This window comes from Pseudomonas fulva NBRC 16637 = DSM 17717 (assembly GCF_000730565.1).
Taxonomy (GTDB): domain Bacteria; phylum Pseudomonadota; class Gammaproteobacteria; order Pseudomonadales; family Pseudomonadaceae; genus Aquipseudomonas; species Aquipseudomonas fulva.
This window is the reverse complement of the sequence record NZ_BBIQ01000016.1, coordinates 36526-63179: the sequence shown is the minus strand read 5'-3', so window position 1 is coordinate 63179 and position 26654 is coordinate 36526. Positions and strand designations below refer to the sequence as shown.

Sequence of the window (26654 nt, the reverse complement as noted above, 5' to 3'; positions counted from 1 at the left end):
TTGTACGGAAAAGGCCCGATTCTAACGGCGTTGAGGCTCAATTTATAGAGGCGCGACAGCTTCTGACGACAAAGCGACAAGAATTGTCGATGGCGCGACGGCCGCTACTTGGCCATGGCGGGTTTGCCTTGGGCCGGCGTCGTGGTACCCGCAGCCTGCGCGGGAGCAGCGGGAGCAGCGGGCGCCTCGGCGACCTTTTGTGTGAGCTGCGCCTGGACAGGGCCTCGCTCTAGCTCGATGTTGACCCGCCGGTTACGGGCCCGATTGCCGGCGTTGTTGTTCTTGGCCAGCGGGTAACGCTCGCCGTGGAAACGCACGGTTATCTGACTTTCAGGCACGCCGTGGGCCATGAGGTAATCGGCGACCGCCAGGGCTCGCCGGCGGGACACGTCGCGGTTGGTCAACCGGTTGCCGCTGTTGTCGGAATGCCCGTCCAAGGCCACCTGATTGACGCTGGGGTCGGCCTTCATGTACTCAAGCAGCACATCCAGTCGGGCCTTGGCAGCCTGATCCAGCACGATGCCGCCACCCGGGAAGCCCACCTGGGTCTGGCGTACCTGGTCGTAGTTCATGGGCAGCAGCTTGCTGGCGCAGGCCTGGTAGTCGCTGTAGGCCTTGGCGAAACTGACCGGCAGTACGCGCACTTCCATTGCCCTGCCCCCCTCCCCGGTGTAATTGCGCACCACGGCGCTGCGGCCATCGAGCAGGCCATTGATCAACCGACTGGCCTGGCCTTGGGATGAGTTGAACAGCACGCCGGTGCGCGCCATGCGCACATTGCCCAGGTTGATGTCCCCGCGCCCAGGTTGCCAGGGTGCTGCTGCCGCCAGCAAGGTGGCACCGCCGGCGCCGAGCGCATTGGTCTGTGAGCGCAGGCGAAACACCGGTTGCTCACCGGCACGACGCACGAATTCGCCGCTTCCGAAACCGTCTATCGGCTGGGTCAGCCGGCATTCGAACGCGTCGCCCTCCACCGTCCAGGCAATGCTTTCCATGCGCGTCTGAAACGTCAACGCGCCGGCCGGCAAGCTGGCAAACACGATAAACAAGGCTAGGTAACGCTGGCGCACGGCGGGCTCCACATAATTCGACACTCACCTTTACGCTATCGGGCAGTCGCGGGAAAACTTGATACCTGTGCTCTGGAGGGGCTTTTCCGGTAGCATTGCGGCTTGAGTTCGACCCGCCTGGAATCCTCAATGTCCGATCGCCTGACCCTCCTGCGCCCCGACGACTGGCACATCCATCTGCGTGATGGTGCCGTCCTGCCCCACACCGTTGGTGATGTGGCGCGCACTTTCGCCCGTGCCATCATCATGCCCAACCTGGTGCCGCCGGTGCGCAATGCCGCCGAAGCCGGGGCCTATCGTGACCGTATCCTGGCTGCTCGCCCGGCTGGCAGTCGGTTTGAGCCGTTGATGGTGCTGTATCTCACCGACCGCACCAGCGCGCAAGACATCCGAGATGCCAAGGCCAGCGGTATCGTGCATGCCGCCAAGCTCTACCCGGCAGGCGCCACCACCAATTCCGATTCTGGTGTGACCAGCATCGACAACATCTTCCCCGCTATCGAGGCGCTGGCTGAAGTCGGCATGCCGTTGCTGGTGCACGGCGAAGTCACGCGCAGCGAGATCGACGTGTTCGACCGTGAAAAGCGCTTCATCGATGAGCACATGCGCCGTCTGGTCGAGCGTTTCCCCACGCTCAAGGTAGTCTTCGAGCACATTACCACCAGCGATGCGGCCCAGTTCGTGACCGAAGCTTCGGCCAACGTTGGCGCCACCATCACGGCGCAGCACTTGCTGTACAACCGCAACCATATGCTGGTGGGCGGAATACGACCCCATTTCTATTGCCTGCCCATTCTCAAGCGCAACACGCATCAGGTGGCGTTGCTCGACGCCGCCACCAGCGGTAACCCGAAATTCTTCCTCGGCACCGACTCGGCTCCCCACGCCCGCCACGCCAAGGAAGCGGCGTGTGGGTGCGCTGGCTGCTATACCGCGTACGCGGCCATCGAACTCTATGCAGAGGCGTTCGAACAACGCAACGCGCTGGACAAGCTCGAAGGCTTTGCCAGCCTGCACGGCCCTGCGTTCTACGGCCTGCCGGCCAACACCGACACCATCACCCTGGTTCGTGATCAGTGGACGGCCCCAGAGAGCCTGCCCTTCGGTGAGCAAACCGTGATCCCGCTGCGCGCCGGGGAAACACTGCGCTGGCGCCTGCTGGAGGAACACGCGTGAGCGAAGACCTGTACGAAGACGAACTTGAATCCTCCGGCAGCGGTGGTCACCGCCATCCTATGGCAGAACGCTTCCGGGGTTACCTGCCAGTGGTGGTGGATGTGGAGACTGGCGGCTTCAACAGCGCCACTGACGCCTTGCTGGAAATTGCTGCCGTCACCATTGGCATGGACGAAAAGGGTTTCCTGTTCCCCGAACATACCTATTTTCACCGGGTGGAGCCCTTCGAAGGCGCCAACATCGAGGCTGCCGCGCTGGAGTTCACCGGCATCAAGCTCGACCATCCGTTGCGCATGGCAGTAAGCGAGGAAACGGCCCTGACGGATATCTTCCGAGGCATCCGCAAGGCGCTCAAGGCCAATGGCTGCAAGCGCGCCATTCTGGTGGGCCACAACAGCAGTTTCGATTTGGGTTTCCTCAACGCGGCGGTAGCGCGCAACGACCTCAAGCGTAACCCGTTCCACCCGTTCTCAAGCTTCGACACGGCCACCCTGGCAGGGCTCGCTTATGGGCAAACCGTACTGGCTCGCGCCTGCCAGAGCGCCGACATCGATTTCGATGGTCGCGAGGCCCACTCGGCGCGCTACGACACCGAAAAAACGGCTGAGCTGTTCTGCGGTATCGTCAATCGCTGGAAAGACATGGGCGGCTGGCGCCAGGATTGATCCGCGCGTTCCAGGTTCAGGTCAGCCCCATGCGGCTGGCCAAAAAAAACCGGCCATGAGGGCCGGTTTTTTTGTGCGCGACGCGGGCTTACAGCTTGCCGGCGTTCTCGCTCAGGTAGGCAGCAACGCCTTCTGGCGATGCGTTCATGCCCTTGTCGCCTTTTTTCCAGTTGGCAGGGCAGACTTCGCCGTGCTCTTCGTGGAACTGCAGGGCGTCGACCAGGCGCAGCAGCTCGTCCATGTTACGGCCCAGCGGCAGATCGTTGATGATCTGCGAGCGCACGACACCGTTGGTGTCGATCAGGAAGGCGCCACGGAAGGCCACGCCGCCTTCGGACTCCACGTCGTAGGCCTTGCAGATTTCGTGGGTCATGTCGGCAGCCAGGGTGTACTTGACCGGGCCGATGCCGCCATTGTTGACGGGGGTGTTGCGCCATGCGTTGTGGGTGAAGTGCGAGTCGATCGATACGCCGATCACTTCTACGTTGCGCGCCTGGAAGTCAGGAATGCGGTTGTCCAGGGCAATCAGCTCGGACGGGCAAACGAAGGTGAAGTCCAGCGGGTAGAAGAACACCAGGCCGTACTTGCCCTTGATGGCCGAGGCCAGGTTGAAGCTGTCGACGATCTCGCCGCTGCCCAGTACGGCAGGTACGGTGAAATCGGGGGCTTTCTTGCCAACGAGTACGCTCATTGTTATCTCCTGATGTGAGTGAAGAACCATTGCCAGGCCGAGTCGCCGACCCGACATGCAGCAAAGGTTGACCATCATACACAGGTTACGATGGCAGGCCGAATGCTGAGCGTACGACCGCTGGTCAGCCGGGCCGAATGCCTTCTGAAACCACTTTGACAAGCATTCTCATTCACATTAAGCTCCAACCCATCGAACCCGCCAGCGATGGTCAGCCCTATGTATGTGTGTCTTTGTGTCGGCGTCACCGACGGACAGATCCGCGATGCGATCTATGAAGGATGCTGCAGCTACAAGGAAGTCCGAGCCGCCACCAATGTCGCCAGCCAGTGTGGCAAGTGCGCTTGCCTGGCCAAGGAAGTGGTGCGCGAGACACTGACCAAACTTCAGGTCAGCCAGGCCGCCCTGCCCTATCCGGTAGAATTCACCACTGCCTGATACCCAGATTGACAAAAACCGGACCCTGTGTCCGGTTTTTTTTCGCTTTAATTCAACAAGTTAGCGCGCCAACGCGGTTCACAAACATTCTTATTCCTATTAATTTTCATTTATTATTCAATTACTTAGGTTTGACAGGCCTGAGCATCAGGCTCAAACTTCCCTGCATTGGCACACTTCGACAGGGCAGGAACCCCAATGAAAGGCGACATCAGCGTCATCCAGCATCTCAACAAGATCCTCGGAAACGAGCTGGTCGCAATCAACCAGTACTTCCTGCATGCCCGCATGTACGAAGATTGGGGCCTGAACAAGCTCGGCAAGCACGAGTACAAAGAATCCATCGACGAAATGAAGCACGCTGACAAATTGATCAAGCGTATTCTGTTTCTCGAAGGTATCCCTAACGTTCAGGACCTGGGCAAGCTGCTGATTGGCGAGCACACCAAGGAGATGCTCGAATGCGACCTGCGAATCGAGCAGAAAGGCCTGATCGACCTGAAGGCGGCCATTGCCCACTGCGAAACAGTGGGTGACTTTGGTTCGCGTGACGTCCTCGAAGATATTCTGGAGTCCGAAGAAGAGCATATCGACTGGCTGGAAACCCAGCTGGGCTTGATCGACAAGATCGGTATCGAAAATTACCTGCAGTCGCAGATGGGCGAAGAATAAGACGCCCCTACAAAAAAACCCGCCAATGGCGGGTTTTTTTATGAGCGCAGTGTTTACGCTTCGGCAGCCTTCGCCTTGGCGGCGGCATCCTTGATCAGGGTCTGCAGCTCACCCTTTTCGAACATTTCCAGCACGATGTCGCTGCCACCGACCAGCTCACCACCGACCCACAGCTGGGGGAAGGTTGGCCAGTTGGCATATTTGGGCAGGTTGGCGCGGATTTCCGGGTTCTGCAGGATGTCGACGTAGGCGAACTTCTCGCCGCAACCCATCACTGCCTGGGAGGCACGGGCCGAAAAGCCGCACTGCGGCGCATTCGGCGAGCCCTTCATGTAAAGCAGAATGGTGTTGTTGGCAATCTGCTCTTTGATCGTTTCGATGATATCCATGTAGCACCTCGGCTTGACTTTCCGACACGGGCGTCGGCACGGTGACGCATTGTAACGGAAAGCCGAGCAGCATGCTCGGCCTTGCCAAGGCTCAAGCGGCTTCGACGTACACCGGAACGCCGTTGAGCGCAGCATTGCCACAGACCGAGTCACGCAGCAGCTCGTCAGTAAGATCATTGACGCTGACGCCGGGCTGCGCCTGGGCAGTCTGAAGGCGCACACCCTGACGGTCATGCCCGAAGCCATGGGGCAGGCTTACCACCCCGGGCATCATGCTTTCGCATGCCTGCACCTGCACCTGCACCGCCCCTGCTCGCGAGCGCACCCTGACCTGCTGGCCATCCTGCAGTTGGCGCTGACGCAGGTCATCAGGGTGCATCAACAAGTGATGGCGCGGTTTACCTTTCACCAGCCTGTGATAATTGTGCATCCAGGAATTGTTGCTGCGTACGTGCCGCCGCCCGATGAGCAGCAGTTGCCCGGTTTCTGGCGGCGCCTGCCGGGCCAGACGCTGTAGATCATCAAGCAGCAGGCGCGGCGCTGCCTCGACGGTTTTGCTCGCAGTGCCCAGGCGATGTGCAAGGTTGGCCTGCAAGGGGCCCAGGTCCAACCCGTGCGGGTGTGCATCGAGGGTCTGGAGTGACAGCTGCCAGGGCGTCGCCTGCCCATAACGCCCGCTGCGCAAGGCTTTGTCGATCATCTGCGCTGGCGCTACGGTCGGCGACAGTTCACGCCCGGCGCGTCGCGCATACGCCTTGGCCAGGCCGACGAAGATTTCCCAGTCGTGCAGGGCGCCATCGGGCCTGGGCAGAATCGCTCGGTTGAACCGGCTCACATTGCGAACTGCCAGCAAGTTGAAGGTGGTGTCGTAGTGATCGTTTTCCAGGGCTGAAGTCGATGGCAGGATCAGATCGGCATGGCGCGTGGTTTCGTTGATGTACAGGTCGATGCTGAGCATGAAATCGAGCCCCGACAGTGCGCTGTCCAATTGCCGCCCGTTGGGCGTGGACAGCACGGGATTGCCCGCGACCGTGACCAAAGCCCGGACCTGCCCCTCACCCGGGGTCAGCATCTCCTCGGCAAGCGCCACTACCGGCAGTTCCCCGGCATATTCGGGCAGGCCGGACACCCGACTCTGCCAGACGTTGAAGTGACCACCCGACGTGCTCGCCACCACGTCCACCGCAGGTTCGGTACACAGTGCCCCGCCCTTGCGATCAAGGTTACCGGTGACCAGGTTGATCATCTGTACCAGCCAGTGACAGAGGGTGCCGAACACCTGGGTCGATACCCCCATGCGGCCGTAACAGACCGCCTTGTCCGCCGCGGCGAAATCACGCGCCAACTGACGAATGTCCTGCGCCGGGATGCCGCACAGGCTGCTCATGGCCTCGGCTGTCATGGGAGCCAGGGCGGCGCGGACATCGGTCAGCCCTGTAATCGGCAGATGCGAGCCGCGCGTCAGGCCTTCTTCGAACAACGTGTTGAGCAGCCCGCACAACAAGGCCGCGTCGCCGCCGGGGCGAATGAATAGATGACTGTCTGCGATCGCCGCAGTTTCACTGCGCCGCGGGTCGATCACCACCAGACGTCCACCCCTGGCTTGCAAGGCCTTGAGGCGTTTCTCCACATCGGGGACAGTCATGATGCTGCCGTTGGAGGCCAACGGGTTGCCGCCCAGCACCAGCATGAAGTCCGTGTGATCGATGTCCGGAATCGGCAGGAGCAGCCCATGGCCATACATCAGGTGGCTGATCAGGTGCTGAGGCAGTTGGTCCACAGACGTGGCAGAAAAGCGATTGCGGGTTTTCAACAGCCCTAAAAAGTAGTTGCCATGGGTCATCAACCCATAGTTGTGCACACTCGGGTTGCCTTGATACACGGCAACCGCATTGTTGCCGTGGGCCTGCTGCACGTCCCACAGGCGCTCGGCGGCGAGGTCAAATGCCTCCTCCCACCCAATCGCCTGCCACTGCTCGCCCACGCGCCGGTGGGGTTGGCGCAGCCGATCAGGATCATTCTGGATATCCTGCAGCGCCACCGCCTTGGGGCAGACATGCCCCCGGCTGAAAGGGTCCTGAGGGTCGCCCTTGATGGACTCGATCCGGGCAGGTTCGCCAGGCGCGTGGCTCACCACGATGTTCAAACCACAAATGGCTTCACACAGGTGACAGGCGCGGTGGTGCAGGGTGGGGGTCATGGCCGCATGCCTCGTTGTCTTGATGGCTCGACTATGAACTGTGCCCTGCGCAGGGGCCAGCGTGCTTCGTGGTATGAATTGGCCTTTATCACCCACACGGCAGACCCAGCCCGTTTGCCAATGCACCCTCAAGCCGTGTACAAACAGCCGTAGCAAATAAAACACAGCAATACAGTGCCCTGCGAAACCCCTTGCAACAGCGCCGGGGGCGCCAAGTGGTTTCACCCCTTGGTTTCAGGCGACATTTAATTATAGTATTGCGCCTTTCCCTATTCGTCCGCCCCGTGCGGCTTACGCCGCAGGTCACCGCCGTTGTCAAAAAAAACCGCACGGTCGGCCTGCATACTGTTGCAGATAAGGTAGTCAATCATGAGCGCTAGGCACTTTCTCTCCCTGCTGGACTTCACCACCGACGAATTGCTCGGGGTGATCCGCCGCGGCATCGAGCTGAAGGACCTGCGCAAGCGCGGCGTGCTGTTCGAGCCGCTCAAAAGCCGTGTGCTGGGCATGATCTTCGAAAAATCGTCGACCCGCACCCGCGTGTCCTTCGAAGCCGGGATGATCCAGCTTGGCGGCCAGGCCATCTTCCTGTCCCCACGCGACACCCAGCTGGGGCGAGGCGAGCCAATCGGCGACAGCGCCATCGTCTTGTCGAGCATGCTCGACGTGGTGATGATACGGACCCACGCCCACAGCACCCTGACCGACTTTGCCGCCAAGTCCCGCGTACCGGTGATCAATGCCCTGTCGGACGAGTCGCACCCGTGTCAGCTTCTGGCCGACATGCAGACGTTTCTCGAGCACCGGGGGGCGATCGAGGGCAAGACCGTCGCCTGGATTGGCGATGGCTTCAACATGTGCAACTCCTACATCGAAGCGGCCCGGCAGTTCGGTTTCCAGCTGCGCATCGCCTGCCCCGAGGGGTATGAGCCCGATCCCCGGTTCATGGCCATCGGCGCTGAGCACGTGCAGATCGTGCGCGATCCCCGCGAAGCGGTAAAAGGCGCCCACCTGGTGACCACCGATGTCTGGACTTCCATGGGTCAGGAAGAGGAAACTGCTCGTCGCCTGGCGCATTTCGCGCCGTACCAGGTCACCCGCGACATGCTCGACCTGGCAGCACCTGACGTCTTGTTCATGCATTGCCTGCCCGCCCACCGCGGCGAGGAAATCAGCCATGATCTGCTCGATGACCCCCGTTCGGTCGCCTGGGATCAAGCTGAGAACCGTCTGCATGCACAAAAGGCACTTCTCGAATTTCTCGTCGAACCGGCTTACCACCACGCATGAGTCAACCTCTACTGCTCAACCTGCGCAACCTTGCCTGCGGCTACGGCGACCAGCGCATCGTCCAGAACCTGAATCTGCATCTGAATGCAGGCGACATTGGCTGCCTGCTTGGCTCGTCCGGCTGCGGCAAGACCACGACCTTGCGCGCCATCGCGGGTTTCGAGTCGGTGCACGAAGGCGAAATCCAACTGGCCGGCAACGTCATTTCCAAGGCGGGGTTTACCCTGGCGCCGGAGAAGCGTCGCATCGGCATGGTGTTCCAGGACTACGCCCTGTTCCCCCATCTGACGGTGGCGCAGAACATCGCCTTCGGTATCGCCAAGCACCCACGCCAAGCTGCGGTCATCGACGAGATGCTCGACCTGGTCAAGTTGGGTGGGTTGGGTGGCCGTTACCCCCACGAGTTGTCCGGCGGCCAGCAGCAGCGGGTCGCACTGGCACGGGCGTTGGCCCCAGAGCCGCAATTGCTGCTTTTGGACGAGCCGTTTTCCAATCTTGACGTGGAGCTTCGTCGCAGGCTCAGCCATGAGGTGCGGGACATCCTCAAGCAGCGCGGCACCAGCGCCATTCTGGTCACCCATGACCAGGAAGAAGCGTTCGCTGTCAGCGACCAGGTTGGGGTGTTCAAGGAGGGCCGGCTTGAGCAGTGGGATACGCCCTACAACCTGTACCACGAGCCGCAGACACCTTTCGTGGCCAGTTTCATCGGCCAGGGCTATTTCATCCGTGGCCAGATGACCAGCGTGGAAGCCGTCAGCACCGAACTGGGCGAGCTGCGAGGCAACCGTGCCTATCGCATGGCGCAGGGCAGCTCGGTGGATGTGTTGCTGCGCCCGGATGATATCGTGCACGCTCCCGAAAGCCCGTTGCGCGCTGTCATCGTGGCCAAGAGCTTTCTAGGCGCCTCAACGCTGTATCGCCTGCAACTCCCCACCGGCAGCCAGCTCGAAGCGATCTTCACCAGCCATGTGGATCGTCAGCCAGGCGAAGAGGTGGGCATTGCGGTAAAAGCCGACCACCTGGTGGTGTTCCCGGTGCCAGGTAGCATCGCTACCCAGACGGTGCAGCAGGCAACAGGGGTTCGTCGCCACAGCGGGCCAAACTGACCAGGCCCGGGCTCCGTCTTGAGCGGACGCGCTACCGGCTCGATCCGAGCGGGTAGCGAGGGTGAATGGGCGCTGGCATCACGTTCTGCCGATACTGGCAAAGGTGCCCTGAGTATGCTCGGCCAAAGTCGTTGCCGCCAGTTCTACCTCCAGCCCACGTCGTCCAGCACTCACATGGATGGTCGCAAAACGCTGCGCCGCCTCGTCGATGAAGGTGCGCAGACGCTTCTTCTGCCCTAAGGGGCTGATCCCACCTACCAGGTAACCCGTTGCTCGCTGCGCCTTGACCGGATCGGCCATCTCGCACTTTTTGACGCCCGCCGCATGCGCCAAGGCCTTGAGATCGAGCGTACCCACCACAGGCACCACCGCCACCAGCAGCTCTCCTTTTTCGCTACAGGCCAGCAGCGTCTTGAACACCTGCTTTGGGTCCAGGCCGAGCTTATCTGCAGCTTCCAACCCATAGGACGCTGTCTTGGGATCATGCTCGTAGCTGTGAACGTGATAGTGCGCGTGATGCTTTTTCAACAGATCCAGAGCGGGTGTCATACGAAGTTCCGGTGTAAAACAGATCGGCAGCTACTTTAGGTCAATTCCTACATCCCAGCCAATAAGCCCAAGCGCCCCGCTCTACAAAGGGGCGTCACGCTAGCGGCGGTTGCCCAAAACGTGACTGACCGTTCACTTTCGACCTTTGACATCAGCGTTTCTTGTCTATATTTTTTCGTTTCTGAATACCGGGGGTGCACCTTCACGGTGCATCTCATACCCGCCCAGGACCATCCGGAAGGTCCGGGCCTTGCTGTCGAGCCCCGCGCGACTCACAACAAAAACAACGAGGTCATACATGACAATTGCCCAAGGCCAACCCACGCTGTCCAGCCAGTGCCTGGCCGAATTTCTCGGTACTGCGCTGCTGATCTTCTTCGGTACCGGCTGCGTCGCCGCGCTCAAGGTCGCAGGCGCAAGCTTCGGACTCTGGGAAATCAGCATCATTTGGGGGGTGGGGGTCAGCATGAGTATCTACCTCACCGCAGGGATCTCCGGTGCCCACCTGAACCCTGCCGTCAGCATCGCGCTGACCCTGTTCGCCGGCTTTGAGCGGCGCAAGCTGCCTTTCTACATACTAGCCCAAGTGTGCGGTGCCTTCTGCGGCGCGGCACTGGTCTACACCCTCTACAGCAGCCTGTTCTTCGATTTCGAACAAGCGCACACCCTGCTGCGCGGTAGTGAATCCAGCCTGGAACTGGCGGCGGTGTTCTCGACCTACCCACACCCCTCCCTGTCCACGGCGCAAGCGCTGCTGGTTGAGGTGGTCATCACGGCGATCCTCATGGCCGTCATCATGGCCCTGACCGACGACAACAACGGCCTGCCACGCGGCGCGATGGCGCCGCTGCTGATCGGCCTGCTGATCGCGGTGATTGGCAGTGCCATGGGGCCGTTGACCGGCTTTGCCATGAACCCGGCACGCGATCTGGGCCCGAAAATCATGACGTTCCTGGCAGGCTGGGGCGAAATCGCCTTTACCGGCGGCCGGGATGTGCCTTACTTCCTGGTGCCGATATTCGGCCCTATCATCGGCGCCTGCCTGGGTGCTGCCACTTATCGTGGCTTGATTGCCCGCAACCTGCCTGCATCAGCGCCCACGCCCGCGACAGGCGACGGTCGCCAAGGCGATACGCAAATCAGTTGAGCACGGCAGCCAGACCCGCCACGACCCCTATTTTGCAAGGCCAACACCATGACAGACACTCAGGACAAGCAATACATCATCGCCCTGGACCAGGGCACCACCAGTTCGCGTGCGATCATCTTCGACCGTGACGCCAATGTGGTCGGCACCTCACAGCGTGAGTTCGTGCAGCATTATCCGCAGGCAGGCTGGGTCGAGCACGACCCCATGGAAATCTTTGCCACCCAGAGTGCGACCATGGTCGAGGCACTGGCCCAGGCTGGCATCAGCCATGCCCAGGTCGCGGCCCTGGGTATCACCAACCAGCGCGAGACGACCGTCGTCTGGGACAAGGAAACAGGCCGCCCGGTGTACAATGCCATCGTCTGGCAATGCCGGCGCAGCACCGAAATCTGCGCCCAGCTCAAGCGCGACGGCTTTGAGGACTACATTCGTGAAACCACGGGCCTGGTCACCGACCCGTACTTTTCCGGTACCAAGCTCAAGTGGATCCTGGACAATGTCGACGGCGCCCGGGAACGCGCCGAACGTGGCGAGCTGCTGTTCGGCACCGTCGATACCTGGCTGATCTGGAAGTTTTCCGGCGGCAAGGTGCATGTCACCGACTACACCAATGCCTCGCGAACCCTCATGTTCAACATCCACACGCTGCAGTGGGATGAAAAACTGCTCGACATCCTGGGCATTCCTGCGCAAATGCTGCCAGAAGTGCGCTCCTCCTCCGAGGTCTATGGGCACACCAAAAGTGGCATCGCCATCGCCGGCATTGCCGGGGACCAGCAATCGGCGCTGTTCGGGCAGATGTGCGTGGAACCGGGGCAGGCGAAGAACACCTACGGCACCGGTTGCTTCCTGTTGATGAACACGGGCGACAAGGCCGTCACGTCATCCCATGGCCTGCTGACCACCATTGCCTGTGGCCCGCGCGGTGAAGTGGCCTATGCCCTGGAAGGGGCCGTGTTCAACGGTGGCTCGACGGTCCAGTGGCTGCGTGATGAGCTGAAGATCGTCAATGACGCGTTGGATACCGAGTACTTCGCCAGCAAGGTAAAGGACAGCAATGGCGTCTACCTGGTGCCTGCCTTCACCGGCCTCGGCGCCCCCTACTGGGACCCTTATGCCCGCGGTGCGCTATTTGGCCTGACCCGTGGCGTCAAGGTGGATCACATCATCCGCGCAGCATTGGAGTCCATCGCCTACCAGACCCGCGACGTGCTCGATGCCATGCAGCAGGACTGCGGCCAGCGCCTGTCCGAACTGCGCGTCGACGGCGGCGCCGTGGCCAACAATTTCCTCATGCAGTTCCAGGCCGATATCCTCGGCACGTGTGTCGAGCGCCCCAAGATGCGTGAAACCACGGCGCTGGGTGCAGCCTACCTGGCGGGCCTGGCTTGCGGTTTCTGGAGCAGTCTGGACGAGCTGCGCAACAAGGCGATCATCGAGCGGGAGTTCAGCCCGCAACTGGATGAAACGCAGAAAGAGAAATTGTACGGCGGCTGGAAAAAAGCCGTCGATCGCACCCGCGATTGGGAAGATCACGACGCCTGATCGCTTTAGGCAACGGCGCAGTCCGCTCCCAGGTCTGCGCCGGATCCACCCTTCGGACGCCACGCTGGTCGTCATCCCCGTCCTACGGCATCATTGCAGCATTTGTCAGGCTGCTCCGAAGGACGTCCATGAATTTGCCTCCACGCCAACAACAAATCCTCGAACTGGTCCGCGACCGCGGCTATGTCAGTATCGAGGAAATGGCGCAGCTGTTCGTCGTTACCCCGCAGACGATCCGCCGCGACATCAACCAACTGGCAGAGCTCGACCTGTTGCGCCGGTACCACGGGGGCGCAGCCTACGATTCAAGCGTCGAAAACACCGCCTATGCCATGCGCGCCGACCAGATGCGTGATGAAAAGCAGCGCATCGCCGAGGCTGTCGCGCGGCAGGTGCCCGATCATGCCTCGCTGTTCATCAATATCGGGACCACCACCGAATCCATCGCCCGCGCTTTGCTCAACCACAGCCAACTGAAGGTCATTACCAACAACCTGCACGTCGCCTCCATCCTGGCGGCCAAGGATGACTTCGAGGTGCTGGTGGCGGGCGGCACCGTGCGCCGTGACGGCGGTGTCGTAGGCCAGGCGAGTGTGGACTTCATCAATCAGTTCAAGGTCGATTACGCCCTGGTCGGCATCAGCGGCATCGATGAAGACGGGAGCCTGCTGGATTTCGACTATCAGGAAGTGCGCGTGTCCCAGGCGATCATCGCCAATGCTCGGCAGGTGATTCTGGCTGCGGACTCCAGCAAGTTCGGGCGCAATGCCATGGTGCGCCTGGGGGCCATCAGCCTGGTCGACTGCCTGGTGACTGACCAGGCACCGACCCCTGCCCTGGTCCAACTGCTCAATGACCACAAGGTACGTGTCGAAGTGGTTTAGAAGGTCGGCGCCGGCGCTGTGAGCATGGGCGTGGCACAGGCGCCCGACACACGCTGACTTTTTCGTTAATGTTCATTTGCTTGTCACCTGATCAGTATTTTCTATGAATACGGACTGGCGAGTCGCCTGCGCTTGCGCTAGTATTTTCGGAAACGAACATAAATGTTCACTTTCGATACGAACTGCTCCAGGAGGCCTTCCCTGTGTCCCAGCCCGATTCGACCAGCGCTCCCGTCGCCGACTGCTATGACCTGGTGGTGATAGGCGGTGGCATCAACGGTGTGGGCATCGCCGCCGACGCAGCCGGCCGCGGCCTGAAAGTCTTCCTGTGTGAAAAGGACGACCTGGCCAGGCACACCTCGTCAGCCAGCAGCAAGCTGATTCACGGAGGTCTGCGCTACCTCGAGCATTACGAGTTTCGTCTGGTACGCGAGGCCCTGGCCGAACGCGAAGTCCTGTTGGCCAAGGCACCGCACATCGTCAAACCCATGCGCTTCGTGCTGCCCCATCGTCCCCATTTGCGCCCTGCCTGGATGATCCGTGCTGGCCTGTTCCTGTACGACCACCTGGGCAAGCGCAAGCGGCTGGGCGCCTCGCGCAGCCTGCGATTTGGCGCTGGCTCTGCGCTCAAGCCGGCCATCACCCGTGGTTTCGAATATGCCGACTGCTGGGTCGATGATGCTCGCCTGGTGGTCCTCAACGCCATGGCTGCCCGTGAACATGGCGCGCACATTCACACCCAGACGCTGTGCCTGGGCGCCAAACGTGTCGGCGCCCTCTGGGAAGTAGAAGTGCAACACGCCGACGGCAGCACCCGGACGGTGCGTGCCAAGGGCCTGGTGAACGCCGCCGGCCCATGGGTGGCGCAGTTCATCAAGAACGACCTGAAACTGGACGCCCCTTATGGGATCCGTCTGATCCAGGGGAGTCATCTGATCGTCCCTAGGCTGTATGAAGGCGAGCACGCCTACATTCTGCAGAACGAAGACCAGCGCATCGTTTTCTGCATTCCGTACCTTGATCGTTTCACACTGATCGGCACCACCGACCGTGAATACACGGGCGATCCTGCCAAGGTGGCGATCACCGATCAGGAAACCGACTACCTGCTCAACGTGGTCAACGCCCACTTCAATCATCAGCTTCAGCGCAGTGACATTTTCAGCACCTATGCAGGCGTTCGCCCTCTGTGCAATGACGAATCGGACAACCCATCGGCCGTTACCCGCGACTACACTTTGGCACTGTCGGCCGCCCACGGTGAAGCCCCCCTGCTCTCGGTCTTCGGTGGCAAGCTCACCACTTACCGCAAGCTGGCCGAATCGGCCATGGCCGAACTCAAGCCGTTCTTCAGCCAGATGGGCGGTAGTTGGACAGCCGAATCAACCCTGCCGGGCGGTGAGGACATGACCACGCCGCAGGCACTTGAAGAAGCCTTGCTTGCTCGGCATACCTGGCTTGCCCCGGCCATTGCCCAGCGCTGGGCACGCACCTATGGCAGCCGCGTCTGGACGCTTCTGGCAGGCGTTGAAGGCCCGCAGGACCTGGGTCAGGCCATCGGTGCAGGGCTGTTTGCCCGCGAGGTGGATTACCTGCGCGAGCATGAGTGGGCTACCAGCCTTGAAGATATCCTGTGGCGTCGTACCAAGCTTGGGCTGTTCACCACCGAAGCCGAACAGAACACCCTTAGCCAGTACCTGGAAAAGGCAACGCAGCGCAGTCAAGCTGCCTGACCCAGATGTGCCGCCTGTCAGCACATGCTCACAGGCGGCTGTAGGCCTCGACGGCCAGCTCGTGGTAAAGCGCCTGCTCGTGCGCATCGAGCTCAGCCTTCAAGGCAGCAGCCTGTTGAAGATAGACCTGCTCCCCGTGTTCGCCGACGGTGCGCTCGGCGGTTTCGAGCCGTTGGTGAAACGGTGCAGCCAGCGCCTCGAAACGTTCGCGGTAATGACTGCGTACAAACGACTGCCAGAACTCGCGTTGCGCCAGTGCCGCGGCCAGTACATCCAAACTCTCGCCCGCCAGTACCCGCTCTCCGGCCAGCCTGATCTGCCGACTGCTGACATCGCTGAATTCCGGGTAATTCATGTAAGTTGGTTGAGCCGGTAACCCCAAGCGGTTCGCCAGATTGACCCGGTAAGCCAGGTACACCTCGATGTCATCCACCCTCGCATAGGGATCGCGCCGCATACGCTCGATATGCCGAGCGGCGATACTGTCCACCTGGTCCAGACGATACAGCGAACGCCCAAGGCGCAGGAGTTCGCGCTCAGTCTGCCCGGCACTCGCCCCAGCCGTATGAACGGCAATAAGCGTTCTCACCTCAAGTTGACTGAGCAGTAGCAACAAACGGTCTTCGCAGGTCTGCGGGCCTTGGGTCTGCAGGTAGACCGATTCGCGGACATCCGTACTTTCAGCACACAATTCGAGAATGCGCCATATGCGTGCGCGGTAGTATGGCGGGCGTTCATGGAAATCGTCAGATTCGGCAAAGTCGGCAAGGAACCGGAAGAGATCGGCAGAGCCCTCATCGTCAAGCAAGGCGTTCCAGATGCCTTCATATCGATGGCGAATGTCTGGCTTGGCCGGTCCAATCCAGCTGTCTCGCAGCTCGTCGTCAATGGACACCTGGGCATGGGTGCGCGGCGCGAGCGAGCCCTCGTTTGCAGTGGCGAGTGCTTGCTGACTGGCTTCGTCCAACGGATTGTCGTGCAGGGACATTTGCTGGATGTGTTCTCCGAGCATCTGCAGATGCTCGTTGACCTCACGAATCTGGTTTTCCCGGATGTCCATCAGGCCGCGCCACAGTAATTGATGGCGCTGCGGGATGTTCAACAGGCCTGTGTTGCGCAGTGAAATCGTACGCAGATGACGTAGGGGAGACAGGTTCGGTATTCTGCCGATCGGATTACCGCTCAAGCTAATGTACTCAAGGTGGGTCAGTCTGGTCAGTGCCGTGTCACTGTCAGGTCGAAGTACGATTCGATTGTCATCGAACCGCAATACCCGCAACTGCTCCAGGTCACTGAGGCCGGTCGGCAGCTGCGTCAACTGGTTGCCGCGCAGATCGAGCACCTGCAGGTGCGGGAAGCGCTTGAGAAAGTTGTCGCTGACGTTGATAAGCGCCAAGTTGCGCAGGCTCAATTGCCGCACGTGATTGAAATCGATGTCGTCAGGCAGGTCAGGTAGCGTGCCCACCTGCTCGCCCTGTATACGCAGCACATACTCATCGTTCCCGGACCCAACTGTCTTGCGTCGCCAAGCGCGGCGGATCTGGGTGGCAACCCTGCGTCGGCGGCGCCCATCGATGAAACCATTGCGTTGGCTCTCCCAGGAGGCGAGGGACTCACGCAAACGTGCCAGTCGCCCTTCGAGATCGCTCAAGTGGTCCCATAAATTCACGTCGCGCTCGGTCAATTGCTCCAGGTAGGCGTCCATCTGGCTCTCGGTCAGCGTCGGGTAGATGCGGTGTATGCCCCGGCGTAGTGCTTGCCGGCTGCTCTCCCCTCGCCCGCTGAGGGGGTAACCAATACGACCATCCTGGAGTCGGCGAGGCGGGTTGAATCGGCCACCCAGAGCCACCATGCCCAGTGACTGGGCCGTTTTGCCCCGATCGACAGCCGCCCTGTGCAGCAGGTTTTCCGCCAATTCGACAGCCGTAACCGATGAACCGCCGAAGGCGGTTTTCTGGGTTTCATCCAGGGTCTGCAGCAAACACGCCAGCAGTCCTTGATCCACGGCCTGAATCGAACGTGCCTGCAACTGATATCCTCCGCTGGTCTGCACGATCACCTCGGTGCGCTGTGCGTCAACTGGGCCGTGGGAGGCCACGAGCTTGCCCTGGGCCTCACCCAGGCGCACCTCGATACGCATCGACACAGGCCATGGCGATGTTTCATCGATCAGCGCCAGCGCCAGGCGCAGTGTGTCCAGGTTGGTGGCCTGCTCATGCTCGAAGCCCAACAGCGCGCGATCGATGCGGCTTTCACGCACTGCCCAACGCGCCCGCTCAGCAAGCGGCAGGGGGACCTTGCCGCTCATCAGCGTTTCAAGTTGTTCTGTGGTCGCGCATTCCACGATTTCTTGCGCAAGTGGCACTGACAGGCCGGTGAAGTCGCGAGTGAGCGTATCCACGCCAACGCCTGGCTCGCCCACTGAATGCGTCAGCGCTTGCTCGACCAACAGCTCTGATGTCGGCCCCTGCCCATACAGCAGGTGCCGTGCCTGCGCTTCTCTGAACCGCGCTGGCGCCGGTTCCTCGTGTACCCGCAGGCTGCGCAAGTGTTCGGGCGTCAGGCCGGTGATATGCACCAGCGCGTCGGCGTCCACGTCCGACACTTGCTCAAGATCGGCGCCAAAGCTGCGTATCAATTCCCCCGGATGCTCCAGGTAGTGGGCCGACGCCGGCATCTTTTTTAGCCGCAATCCCCTGTTGCCGGCCATGACCGGCGTGAGGCCGTCGACCAAACCGATGCGCTCGAGCGCGCCGCCGAACAATGGCTGCGCAGCACCCAGCAGCGCGCCCGTGGCCACGACCTGGGCCACATTGAACACATGCGCCAGCGCTTGCTGCCTGTCGCCTATCTGCCAAGCTTCGTAACCGTCATAGACTTCGCGCACGACGTCCACCGCAGCCGCAACAAATAAAACTTCGCCCAAGCCGGGGACGAACAGCGCGGCCAGGGTAAGCGCATCCAGCCCTGCCCCTTTCAAGGCGTCGATGCGCTCGTGCCGCTCAAGTTGAGTCAGGTCGCCTGTGGGAACGGCAAGTACCCGGGCATCATCGATCATTGCATCGAGCAAGCGCTTGCGCAGGCAGGCAAAGACAGAGCCTTCTATTGCGAAATGCCGACCATCGAGGGCGAGCGGTGTAAGACCAGTCGAGGATTTGTTCAACTGCGCCAGCTGGGCCAGAAACGCAGGCCGCTCGCGCTGAGCAATCAAGCCGGCAAAGTACTGTGTATATCGACGCTCACGCAGCCGCATGCCGAGGTGTTCGTACAATCCAGTCCAGTTCGCATGCCGCCCGATGGGCTCGGCCGGGTCATTGGAAAACCAGCTTATCAGGCCGTGCACGGGCCCATTTGCCGCCGCGCGAAGCTCGATGACCAGGCAACGCTGAACGCGCTTGCCCAAGACGAATAGCTCGAACGCCTGGAACATTTGAGCCACGGCCGGTACCGTCGGCTTGCGGGCTATCAGCGGCAGAAGTGTGAGGTAGTCTTGATCGGTCAGCTGCCCTTTGAGCCTGGCCATCCTGACTGCAACATCAAGCGCCGCGCGTAGGCGCTCCTCGAAAATCTGTTCCACTGCACGCTGCCCAAAATCGGCGGGTGCCGGGGGACGCGCCTTGGGGAACAGGCACGTATGCAGCTGCTGCTGGTACCGCCCGCCCAGATCCAGCTGCCGGCAGAGGCGAGCAAACGCTTCGAAGGAAAGCGGCAGTACAGTGCCGTCTGCCTTCTGCAATTGAGCGCGCCGGTGCAGGCCGGGATGGGTCTCGCTTTCATGAAAGTTGTGTAACGCGGCCATCAACAGCGATTCATTGCTGTAAATCACCTTCATGGGTGTGTGCAGCCGAGGGGCGGCACTGGGCATCGCAAGCCTGTCGTGCACCACCACCCGAGCGGTATCCACATTCACCTCGCCCAAGCCCATGGCTCGCAGCGCCTCCTGAAGCAATGGGCGGGCAAAGGTCTGCAGCCCAGGCAACGTTTTCAGACGCACCTTGACCGCCTCGCAGGACAACTGTTCAAGCTCGAGCGCACGATGGAACGTGCTGAGCAGGTCTGGATCGGCGCTGGTCAGCCAAGCCGGCAACGCGCTCGCCACGAGCGCATCAACGGAAACGTGAGGTAGTGCGTTATCTGCCACGGATCTTCCTCTGGTCTGGGAAATGCCGCAGCAGAACATCGAGCTGTCATGGACAGGTGTTACATATACATATGGCTAGGTGCACAATGGTGAGCACTCATTCGGATAACCGAACATAAAAATGACGGTAATTCGAATTTCCGACCCTGCTGAAAAACTCGAATTAGTCGAACAAGGCTAACGCCCTTGCTTTCAGCGGGGCTAACATGCTTCACGGACCTTGGCACGACTTCTGCTCATATCCATTCAACCGGATGCAACCGCTGCCGTATCCGTTGAACGAAAGAGTCCGCCAACGGCTCCATAAAAAAAACAAACACGTCGAGGAAAATTTGATGCGTATCGTTCGTCAATTGCTGGGCGCCGCCATCGCGGCTGCTGTGATCGCTTCGCCGGCCATGGCCGAAGAACTCACCGGCACCCTGAAGAAGATCAAGGATTCAGGCACCATCACCCTGGGCCACCGCGACTCCTCCATCCCGTTTTCCTACCTGGCCGGCAAGCCAGAGCCCGTCGGCTACTCCCACGATATCCAGCTGGCCGTCGTCGAGGCCCTGAAGAAGCAACTGGGTACCGACATCAAGGTCCGCTACAACCTGGTCACTTCCCAGACCCGCATCCCGCTCGTGCAGAACGGCACCGTCGACCTGGAGTGCGGCTCCACCACCAACAACGTCGAGCGCCAGCAGCAAGTCAGCTTTTCGGTGGGTATCTTCGAGGTTGGCACCCGTCTGCTGACCAAGGTCAAGGACGGCCAGCCGGCCTACAAGGACTTCGCAGATCTGGCTGGCAAGAACGTGGTGACCACCGCGGGCACCACCTCCGAACGCCTCCTCAAGGCCATGAACGCCGACAAGCAGATGAAGATGAACGTGATCTCCGCCAAGGACCACGGTGAAGCCTTCAACATGCTCGAGAGCGGTCGCGCTGTGGCCTTCATGATGGACGACGCGCTGCTCGCTGGCGAAATGGCCAAGGCTCGCAAGCCGTCGGACTGGGTCATCACCGGTACGCCGCAATCCTACGAAATCTACGGTTGCATGGTGCGCAAGGGTGATGAGCCCTTCAAGAAGGCCGTGGATGACGCGATCATTGGCTACTTCAAGTCCGGTGAAGTCAACAAGAGCTACGACAAGTGGTTCCAGCAGCCAATCCCGCCTAAAGGCCTGAACCTGCAGTTCCCAATGAGCGACGAGCTCAAGAAGCTGATCGCCGAGCCGACCGACAAGGCGGCGGACGAGAAGAAATCCTGACCCCCAGCCTGGAGCCTGCCGCGCTGCAAGGCGCGAATTAAACGGGCAGGCTCCCCGTTAGTGTCTAACCTTTCATCCGAGGGCAGTTTGCCCTCGGATGCTGGAAGGTGCCTGTGAAACAATCGTCTGAGGGGAAATCCCGATGAATTACAACTGGGACTGGGGCGTATTCTTCAAGTCCACTGGCGTGGGCAGCGAAACCTATCTGGACTGGTACATCACCGGCCTGGGGTGGACCATCGCCATCGCCATTTCCGCCTGGATCATCGCCTTGCTGCTGGGGTCGATCCTGGGCGTGATGCGAACCGTGCCTAACCGGCTCGTTTCCGGTATCGCAACCGCATACGTCGAGCTGTTCCGCAACGTGCCTTTGCTGGTGCAGCTGTTCATCTGGTACTTCCTGGTGCCGGACCTGCTGCCAGAGGGGCTGCAGGAATGGTTCAAGCAGGACTTGAACCCGACCACGTCGGCCTTGATCAGTGTGGTCGTGTGCCTGGGCCTGTTCACCGCCGCGCGCGTGTGCGAACAGGTTCGCACCGGCATCCAGGCCCTGCCGCGTGGCCAGGAAGCCGCCGCGCGAGCGATGGGTTTCAGCCTGCCGCAGATCTACACCAACGTGCTGCTGCCACAGGCCTACCGCATCATCATTCCGCCACTTACCTCCGAATTCCTGAACGTGTTCAAGAACTCCTCGGTGGCTTCGTTGATCGGCCTGATGGAGCTGCTGGCGCAAACCAAGCAGACTGCCGAGTTCTCGGCGAACCTGTTCGAAGCGTTCACCTTGGCCACGTTGATCTATTTCACCCTCAACATGGGCCTGATGCTGCTCATGCGTATCGTCGAGAAGAAAGTGGCCGTACCTGGCCTGATCTCTGTGGGGGGCAAGTAAATGGACCTGGATTTCAGCGAAATCATCCCCGCCCTGCCCGCCCTCTGGGATGGCATGGCCATGACCCTGCAATTGATGGTGATGGGCGTCATCGGCGGCATCGTGCTGGGCACCCTGCTGGCGCTGATGCGCCTGTCGTCGAATAAACTGCTGTCCAGGCTGGCCGGCGCCTACGTCAACTATTTTCGTTCGATCCCGCTGCTGCTGGTGATCACCTGGTTCTACCTGGCGGTGCCGTTCGTGCTGCGCTGGATCACTGGGCAGGATACGCCGGTGGGGGCCTTCACCTCCTGCGTGGTCGCCTTCATGATGTTCGAGGCGGCCTACTTCTGCGAAATCGTGCGTGCCGGTGTGCAGTCGATATCCAAAGGCCAGATGGGCGCAGCCCAGGCGTTGGGCATGACCTATGGCCAGACCATGCGCCTGATCATCCTGCCCCAGGCCTTCCGCAAGATGACGCCGTTGCTGCTGCAGCAGAGCATCATCCTGTTCCAGGACACGTCCTTGGTCTACACGGTAGGCCTGGTCGACTTCCTCAACTCGGCACGCTCCAACGGCGACATCATCGGGCGCTCCCACGAGTTCCTGATCTTCGCCGGCATCGTGTATTTCATCATCAGCTTCTCCGCTTCGTGGCTGGTCAAGCGCCTGCAAAAAAGGATCACCGTATGATTTCCATCAAGAACGTCAACAAGTGGTACGGGGACTTCCAGGTGCTGACCGACTGCAGCACCGAGGTCAAGAAAGGTGAAGTGGTGGTGGTATGCGGTCCCTCGGGGTCGGGCAAGTCCACCCTGATCAAGTGCGTGAACGCGCTGGAGCCTTTCCAGAAGGGCGACATCGTGGTCGACGGCACTTCGATCGCCGACGCCAAGACCAACCTGCCCAAGCTGCGCTCGCGCGTGGGCATGGTCTTCCAGCATTTCGAGCTGTTCCCGCACCTGACCATCACCGAAAACCTGACCATTGCCCAGCGCAAGGTGCTGGGCCGCAGTGAGGCCGAAGCCACCAAGAAGGGCCTGGCCTTGCTCGACCGCGTCGGCTTGAGTGCCCACGCCAAGAAGCATCCCGGGCAGTTGTCCGGCGGTCAGCAGCAACGGGTCGCCATCGCGCGCGCATTGTCCATGGACCCGATCGTCATGCTGTTCGACGAGCCTACTTCGGCCCTGGACCCGGAGATGGTCAACGAAGTGCTGGACGTGATGGTCGAGCTTGCCCACGAAGGCATGACCATGATGTGCGTGACCCACGAAATGGGCTTTGCTCGCAAAGTGGCCAACCGCGTGATCTTCATGGACAAGGGCAACATCATCGAGGATTGCCAGAAGGAAGACTTCTTCGGCAACCCCGAAGGCCGTCACGAACGCACCCAGCACTTCCTGAGCAAGATCCTTCAGCACTGATCCTGCCTCATCGAGCCGCTCGGCCCCGCCGCCCTTGCGGGCAGCGGGCGCTGGTCGTGACGAGGTCACTGTGATGAAATGCGACCCCTCGCTCCTGTTACCTGCCAAGCCTGCCGTGAAAGCCCGCCTTGTTCGCCAACTGCTGTTACCACCGCTGATCGTCCTGCTGATGGTCGGGCTGGGCATGGCCGGGTTCCTGATCAGCGAGAGCAACGGCATACGGGTGCTCAGTGAAAATGGCGAACGCCAGTTGGAATTGCATGCACGCACGGTCGAAAGCGAGATCAGCAAGTACACCTACCTTCCCAGCCTGCTGGAACTCGAAGACAGTGTGTCGCACCTGCTGACCGACCCTGATGGAGGTTCACGGCAAACCGTCAACGAATACCTCGAAGGCCTCAACCGGCGCAGCCGCAGCCGCGCGATCTTCGTGCTCGACACCCAGGGGCGGGTGCAGGCCACCAGCAACTGGCGCGATACCGACTCCTTCCTGGGTGAAGACCTGTCGTTTCGCGCGTATTTCCAGACCGCCGTGCGTGGCGAACCGGGGCGTTTCTACGGCATCGGCAGCACCACGGGCGAAGCCGGTTACTACCTGGCCCATGGGCTCGAGGAGCATGGCAAGATCATCGGCGTGGCCGTGATCAAGGTGCGCCTCGATACCTTGGAGGAACGTTGGCAGCGCGCCCGCCTGGAAGCGTTCGTCAGCGACGAGAACGGGATCATCATTCTTTCCAGCGATCCGGCTCGACGCCTCAAATCAGTCCGTCCGCTGACCCCGCAAACCAAGGAGCGCCTGGCGCGCAGCCTGCAATACTACTGGTGGCCGCTCAACGAGCTGCAACCGCTGGGGCGCGAGACCCTGGCCGACGGGGTGGAAAAGCTGACCTTCCCGGCCAACAGCGAAACGGCCCAGGGCAACCCGCATGAGGTGGCCTACCTGGCCCAGACACGTCGCCTGGTCGATACGCCTTGGCACTTCACGCTGCTGACGCCGCTTCAGGACCTGCGCCGCGAGTCCATGGTGCAAGGTATTCTGGTTGGCGTGGCGTTTGCCTTGCTGACCATTCTGGGCATCGCCTGGAACGAGCGACGCAAAGTCATCGCCACCCGCCTGGCAGCCCGCGAGGCGCTGGAGCAAGCCAATAGCCAGCTTGAGCGTCGCATCGCCGAGCGTACGGCCGACCTGCGGGCCAGCAATGAGCGGCTCAAGGGGCAGATACGCGAGCGCCGTCATGCCGAGCAGACCCTGCGCCAGGCCCAAGACGAACTGGTGCAGGCTGGCAAACTGGCGGCCATCGGGCAGATGTCCACCAGTATTGCCCATGAGCTCAATCAACCCTTGGCGGCGCTGCGTACCTTGTCGGGCAATACCGTTCGGTTCATCGAACGCGGCGCTCTGGATACCGCCAGTACCAACCTGCGCACCATCAATGGCCTGGTCGACCGCATGGGCCGCATCACCGCCAGCCTGCGTTCATTCGCCCGACGCAGCGACGACAGCGGCCAGGCCGCAGTGGCCAAGGCGGTCGAAGCCAGCCTGCAGGTGCTGGCAGAACGCATCAATAGCAGCCACCTACAGGTACACCGCGATTACGAAGACCTGCAGTTGGCCATCGACCAGACCCGCCTGGAGCAGATTCTGGTCAATCTCATCGGCAACGCCCTGGATGCCATGGCTGTCCAGCCCCAGCCGGCCTTGTGGCTCGAAGGCGAACTGCAAGGTGACAAGTACCGCTTGCAGGTGCGCGACAACGGCCATGGTATCGATCCGGAGGCACGCAAGCATCTTTTCGAACCGTTCTTCACCACCAAGCCGGGCGACGATGGCCTTGGCCTGGGCCTGACCCTCTCGGCCAGCCTTGCTGCGGCCGCCAAGGGCAGCCTCAGTGTCGAGCATCCTGCCAGCGGCGGCACAGCCTTCGTGCTGATCCTGCCCTTGGCATCCACCCCCACCGAATCGGCAGACTTTCCATGACCCAAGCGCCCCTTACCGTTCTGATCGTCGAAGACGACCCCCATGTCCTTCTTGGCTGCCAGCAGGCACTGGCGCTGGAGGACATCGGTTGCGAAGGCGTGGGCAGTGCCGAACAGGCGCTCGAACGCATTGGCGATGATTTTGCCGGCATCGTGGTCAGTGACATTCGCCTTCCGGGTATCGATGGCCTAGAGCTGCTCAACCGTCTCAAGGCACGCGATCGCAGCCTGCCAGTCGTCCTGATCACCGGGCACGGCGATATCGACATGGCCGTCGGCGCCATGCGCAACGGCGCGTATGACTTCATGGAAAAGCCCTTCTCGCCCGAGCGGCTGGTCGATGTGGTGCGCCGTGCGCTCGAGCAGCGCGGTCTGTCCCGCGAAGTGTCGGCGCTGCGCCGCCAGCTTGCCGGGCAAAGCAGCCTGGAAGGGCGCATCATCGGGCGCTCGCCCGCCATGCAGCACCTGCGCGAACTGATCGCCAACGTGGCGGACACTTCTGCCAATGTGCTGATCGAGGGTGAAACAGGCACCGGCAAGGAACTGGTGGCCCGCTGCCTGCACGACTTCAGCCGTCGCCAGGGCCAGCCCTTCGTGGCACTGAACTGCGGTGGCCTGCCAGAGAACCTGTTCGAGAGCGAGATATTCGGCCACGAAGCCAACGCCTTCACCGGTGCTGGCAAACGCCGCATCGGCAAGATCGAGCACGCCAACGGCGGCACGCTGTTCCTCGATGAAGTGGAAAGCATGCCGATCAACCTCCAGATCAAACTGTTGCGGGTGTTACAGGAGCGTACCCTGGAACGGCTCGGCTCGAACCAGAGCATTCCAGTGGATTGCCGGCTCATTGCGGCGACCAAGGCCGACCTCGACAGCCTGGGTCAGAGCGGGCAGTTCCGCAGCGACCTGTATTACCGTCTGAACGTGGTGACCCTCGAACTGCCACCGCTACGCGAACGCCGCGAAGACATCCTGCAGCTGTTCGAACACTTCCTTCAACAATCGGCCCTGCGGTTCGACCGAGAGACGCCCACTCTGGACAGCCAGACCCTGTCACGGCTGATGGCCCACGACTGGCCGGGCAACGTTCGCGAATTGCGTAACGTGGCCGAGCGCTATGCGCTGGGTCTGCCCGCCTTCAAGAAAGGCCCTACGGGCACCAGCAGCCAAGGGCTGGGCTTTGCCGAAGCTGTGGAGGCCTTCGAGCGCAACCTGCTCAGTGACGCCTTGCAGCGCACCGGCGGCAACTTGAGCCAGGCGAGCCAGGAGTTGGGCATGGCGAAGACCACGTTGTTCGACAAGGTCAAGAAATACGGGCTTGGTTGAGTTACCCAGGCGCTGCACCGTCTCAGTCGATAGGCAAGGCACGGTCGACAGCGGCGGCAACATGAGGGAAACTCAACTCCATGATGTTCACCCTCAGCCTTACCCCC

The 26654-nt window shown here is 61.1% G+C and carries 22 protein-coding genes; 16 read left to right on the top strand and 6 right to left on the bottom strand.

All coding sequences use genetic code 11. The features are described 5' to 3' along the window. Positions 1-104 precede the first annotated feature (104 nt). Positions 105-1070, bottom strand: a complete 966-nt coding sequence (locus PFU01S_RS16015) for a flagellar protein MotY (protein ID WP_033737031.1) — start codon at positions 1068-1070, stop codon at positions 105-107. A 129-nt stretch (positions 1071-1199) separates the two neighbouring features. On the opposite strand from PFU01S_RS16015, the gene pyrC reads away from it, so the two are divergent. Together pyrC and rnt are read left to right on the top strand one after the other, a co-directional pair. Further along, positions 1200-2246 carry a dihydroorotase gene (gene pyrC, locus PFU01S_RS16010; RefSeq protein WP_027915347.1) on the top strand — a complete coding sequence of 349 codons (1047 nt, stop codon included), beginning with the start codon at positions 1200-1202 and terminating at the stop codon, positions 2244-2246. Next, positions 2243-2911 carry a ribonuclease T gene (gene rnt / locus PFU01S_RS16005; protein ID WP_027915348.1) on the top strand — a complete coding sequence of 223 codons (669 nt, stop codon included), beginning with the start codon at positions 2243-2245 and terminating at the stop codon, positions 2909-2911. Before pyrC ends, rnt begins: the two co-directional genes overlap by 4 nt. An 88-nt stretch (positions 2912-2999) precedes the next feature. On the opposite strand, the gene PFU01S_RS16000 is transcribed toward rnt, so the two are convergent. Next, a complete protein-coding gene (locus tag PFU01S_RS16000; RefSeq protein ID WP_023535284.1) occupies positions 3000-3602 on the bottom strand; it encodes a peroxiredoxin in 603 nt (200 codons plus the stop codon). Between the two features lie 219 nt (positions 3603-3821). Between PFU01S_RS16000 and PFU01S_RS15995 the strand changes: the two genes are divergently transcribed. Together PFU01S_RS15995 and bfr are read left to right on the top strand one after the other, a co-directional pair. Continuing rightward, positions 3822-4040, top strand: coding sequence for a bacterioferritin-associated ferredoxin (locus tag PFU01S_RS15995; protein WP_027915349.1), 219 nt, complete (start codon positions 3822-3824; stop codon positions 4038-4040). Between the two features lie 198 nt (positions 4041-4238). After that, positions 4239-4712: a bacterioferritin gene (gene bfr, locus PFU01S_RS15990; protein ID WP_027915350.1), complete on the top strand. Its 474-nt coding sequence runs from the start codon at positions 4239-4241 to the stop codon at positions 4710-4712. Positions 4713-4765: 53 nt separating this feature from the next. Here bfr and grxD read toward each other — a convergent pair whose 3' ends face one another. Further along, on the bottom strand, positions 4766-5101 hold the full coding sequence (gene grxD / locus PFU01S_RS15985) for a Grx4 family monothiol glutaredoxin (protein ID WP_023535214.1): 336 nt from the start codon (positions 5099-5101) through the stop codon (positions 4766-4768). A 91-nt stretch (positions 5102-5192) separates the two neighbouring features. Then, on the bottom strand, positions 5193-7301 hold the full coding sequence (locus PFU01S_RS15980) for a molybdopterin-dependent oxidoreductase (protein WP_028687591.1): 2109 nt from the start codon (positions 7299-7301) through the stop codon (positions 5193-5195). Between the two features lie 369 nt (positions 7302-7670). On the opposite strand from PFU01S_RS15980, the gene argF reads away from it, so the two are divergent. Both argF and PFU01S_RS15970 read left to right on the top strand, forming a co-directional pair. Beyond that, positions 7671-8591: an ornithine carbamoyltransferase gene (gene argF / locus PFU01S_RS15975; protein ID WP_023535282.1), complete on the top strand. Its 921-nt coding sequence runs from the start codon at positions 7671-7673 to the stop codon at positions 8589-8591. Next, positions 8588-9697: an ABC transporter ATP-binding protein gene (locus tag PFU01S_RS15970; protein WP_027915353.1), complete on the top strand. Its 1110-nt coding sequence runs from the start codon at positions 8588-8590 to the stop codon at positions 9695-9697. Before argF ends, PFU01S_RS15970 begins: the two co-directional genes overlap by 4 nt. Positions 9698-9775: 78 nt before the next feature. Here PFU01S_RS15970 and ybaK read toward each other — a convergent pair whose 3' ends face one another. Further along, entirely contained in the window at positions 9776-10246 is a 471-nt protein-coding gene (gene ybaK, locus PFU01S_RS15965; protein ID WP_027915354.1) for a Cys-tRNA(Pro) deacylase, read from the bottom strand. A gap of 298 nt (positions 10247-10544) precedes the next feature. Between ybaK and PFU01S_RS15960 the strand changes: the two genes are divergently transcribed. From PFU01S_RS15960 to glpD, 4 genes are all read left to right on the top strand, one after another. Next, on the top strand, positions 10545-11393 hold the full coding sequence (locus PFU01S_RS15960) for an MIP/aquaporin family protein (RefSeq protein WP_028687590.1): 849 nt from the start codon (positions 10545-10547) through the stop codon (positions 11391-11393). Between the two features lie 48 nt (positions 11394-11441). Next, positions 11442-12941 carry a glycerol kinase GlpK gene (gene glpK / locus PFU01S_RS15955; protein ID WP_027915356.1) on the top strand — a complete coding sequence of 500 codons (1500 nt, stop codon included), beginning with the start codon at positions 11442-11444 and terminating at the stop codon, positions 12939-12941. Positions 12942-13069: 128 nt separating this feature from the next. Beyond that, a complete protein-coding gene (locus tag PFU01S_RS15950) occupies positions 13070-13825 on the top strand; it encodes a DeoR/GlpR family transcriptional regulator (RefSeq protein ID WP_027915357.1) in 756 nt (251 codons plus the stop codon). 203 nt (positions 13826-14028) lie between these two features. Beyond that, positions 14029-15558: a glycerol-3-phosphate dehydrogenase gene (gene glpD / locus PFU01S_RS15945; RefSeq protein ID WP_028687589.1), complete on the top strand. Its 1530-nt coding sequence runs from the start codon at positions 14029-14031 to the stop codon at positions 15556-15558. Positions 15559-15586: 28 nt separating this feature from the next. Here the strand turns inward: glpD and PFU01S_RS15940 are convergent, their stop codons facing one another. Continuing rightward, positions 15587-19699, bottom strand: a complete 4113-nt coding sequence (locus PFU01S_RS15940) for an NEL-type E3 ubiquitin ligase domain-containing protein (RefSeq protein WP_028687588.1) — start codon at positions 19697-19699, stop codon at positions 15587-15589. A gap of 335 nt (positions 19700-20034) precedes the next feature. Between PFU01S_RS15940 and PFU01S_RS15935 the strand changes: the two genes are divergently transcribed. The 6 genes from PFU01S_RS15935 to aauR all read left to right on the top strand — a co-directional run bounded on the left by PFU01S_RS15935 (position 20035) and on the right by aauR (position 26547). Further along, the gene (locus PFU01S_RS15935; protein WP_027915360.1) at positions 20035-20952 is read left to right on the top strand and encodes a glutamate/aspartate ABC transporter substrate-binding protein; all 918 of its coding nucleotides are present in this window, start codon (positions 20035-20037) and stop codon (positions 20950-20952) included. 142 nt (positions 20953-21094) lie between these two features. Further along, positions 21095-21841 carry an amino acid ABC transporter permease gene (locus PFU01S_RS15930; protein ID WP_023535216.1) on the top strand — a complete coding sequence of 249 codons (747 nt, stop codon included), beginning with the start codon at positions 21095-21097 and terminating at the stop codon, positions 21839-21841. Further along, a complete protein-coding gene (locus PFU01S_RS15925; RefSeq protein ID WP_027915361.1) occupies positions 21842-22513 on the top strand; it encodes an amino acid ABC transporter permease in 672 nt (223 codons plus the stop codon). It abuts the gene before it with no gap. Next, positions 22510-23244: an amino acid ABC transporter ATP-binding protein gene (locus PFU01S_RS15920; protein WP_027915362.1), complete on the top strand. Its 735-nt coding sequence runs from the start codon at positions 22510-22512 to the stop codon at positions 23242-23244. The genes PFU01S_RS15925 and PFU01S_RS15920 overlap by 4 nt, the downstream gene beginning before the upstream one ends. A gap of 73 nt (positions 23245-23317) precedes the next feature. Further along, positions 23318-25222 carry a two-component sensor histidine kinase AauS gene (gene aauS / locus PFU01S_RS15915; protein WP_028687587.1) on the top strand — a complete coding sequence of 635 codons (1905 nt, stop codon included), beginning with the start codon at positions 23318-23320 and terminating at the stop codon, positions 25220-25222. Then, positions 25219-26547, top strand: a complete 1329-nt coding sequence (gene aauR / locus PFU01S_RS15910) for a two-component response regulator AauR (RefSeq protein WP_027915364.1) — start codon at positions 25219-25221, stop codon at positions 26545-26547. The genes aauS and aauR overlap by 4 nt, the downstream gene beginning before the upstream one ends. The last annotated feature ends 107 nt before the right edge of the window (positions 26548-26654 follow it).

What these genes read in the sequence shown, in the direction of transcription:
- pyrC (WP_027915347.1), top strand. Translation starts at nt 1,200, where the DNA reads ATGTCCGATCGCCTGACCCTCCTGCGCCCCGACGACTGGCACATCCAT.
- PFU01S_RS16000 (WP_023535284.1), bottom strand. Translation starts at nt 3,602, where the DNA reads ATGAGCGTACTCGTTGGCAAGAAAGCCCCCGATTTCACCGTACCTGCC.
- PFU01S_RS15995 (WP_027915349.1), top strand. Translation starts at nt 3,822, where the DNA reads ATGTATGTGTGTCTTTGTGTCGGCGTCACCGACGGACAGATCCGCGAT.
- bfr (WP_027915350.1), top strand. Translation starts at nt 4,239, where the DNA reads ATGAAAGGCGACATCAGCGTCATCCAGCATCTCAACAAGATCCTCGGA.
- grxD (WP_023535214.1), bottom strand. Translation starts at nt 5,101, where the DNA reads ATGGATATCATCGAAACGATCAAAGAGCAGATTGCCAACAACACCATT.
- PFU01S_RS15980 (WP_028687591.1), bottom strand. Translation starts at nt 7,301, where the DNA reads ATGACCCCCACCCTGCACCACCGCGCCTGTCACCTGTGTGAAGCCATT.
- argF (WP_023535282.1), top strand. Translation starts at nt 7,671, where the DNA reads ATGAGCGCTAGGCACTTTCTCTCCCTGCTGGACTTCACCACCGACGAA.
- PFU01S_RS15970 (WP_027915353.1), top strand. Translation starts at nt 8,588, where the DNA reads ATGAGTCAACCTCTACTGCTCAACCTGCGCAACCTTGCCTGCGGCTAC.
- ybaK (WP_027915354.1), bottom strand. Translation starts at nt 10,246, where the DNA reads ATGACACCCGCTCTGGATCTGTTGAAAAAGCATCACGCGCACTATCAC.
- PFU01S_RS15960 (WP_028687590.1), top strand. Translation starts at nt 10,545, where the DNA reads ATGACAATTGCCCAAGGCCAACCCACGCTGTCCAGCCAGTGCCTGGCC.
- glpK (WP_027915356.1), top strand. Translation starts at nt 11,442, where the DNA reads ATGACAGACACTCAGGACAAGCAATACATCATCGCCCTGGACCAGGGC.
- PFU01S_RS15950 (WP_027915357.1), top strand. Translation starts at nt 13,070, where the DNA reads ATGAATTTGCCTCCACGCCAACAACAAATCCTCGAACTGGTCCGCGAC.
- PFU01S_RS15935 (WP_027915360.1), top strand. Translation starts at nt 20,035, where the DNA reads ATGCGTATCGTTCGTCAATTGCTGGGCGCCGCCATCGCGGCTGCTGTG.
- PFU01S_RS15930 (WP_023535216.1), top strand. Translation starts at nt 21,095, where the DNA reads ATGAATTACAACTGGGACTGGGGCGTATTCTTCAAGTCCACTGGCGTG.
- PFU01S_RS15925 (WP_027915361.1), top strand. Translation starts at nt 21,842, where the DNA reads ATGGACCTGGATTTCAGCGAAATCATCCCCGCCCTGCCCGCCCTCTGG.
- PFU01S_RS15920 (WP_027915362.1), top strand. Translation starts at nt 22,510, where the DNA reads ATGATTTCCATCAAGAACGTCAACAAGTGGTACGGGGACTTCCAGGTG.
- aauS (WP_028687587.1), top strand. Translation starts at nt 23,318, where the DNA reads ATGAAATGCGACCCCTCGCTCCTGTTACCTGCCAAGCCTGCCGTGAAA.
- aauR (WP_027915364.1), top strand. Translation starts at nt 25,219, where the DNA reads ATGACCCAAGCGCCCCTTACCGTTCTGATCGTCGAAGACGACCCCCAT.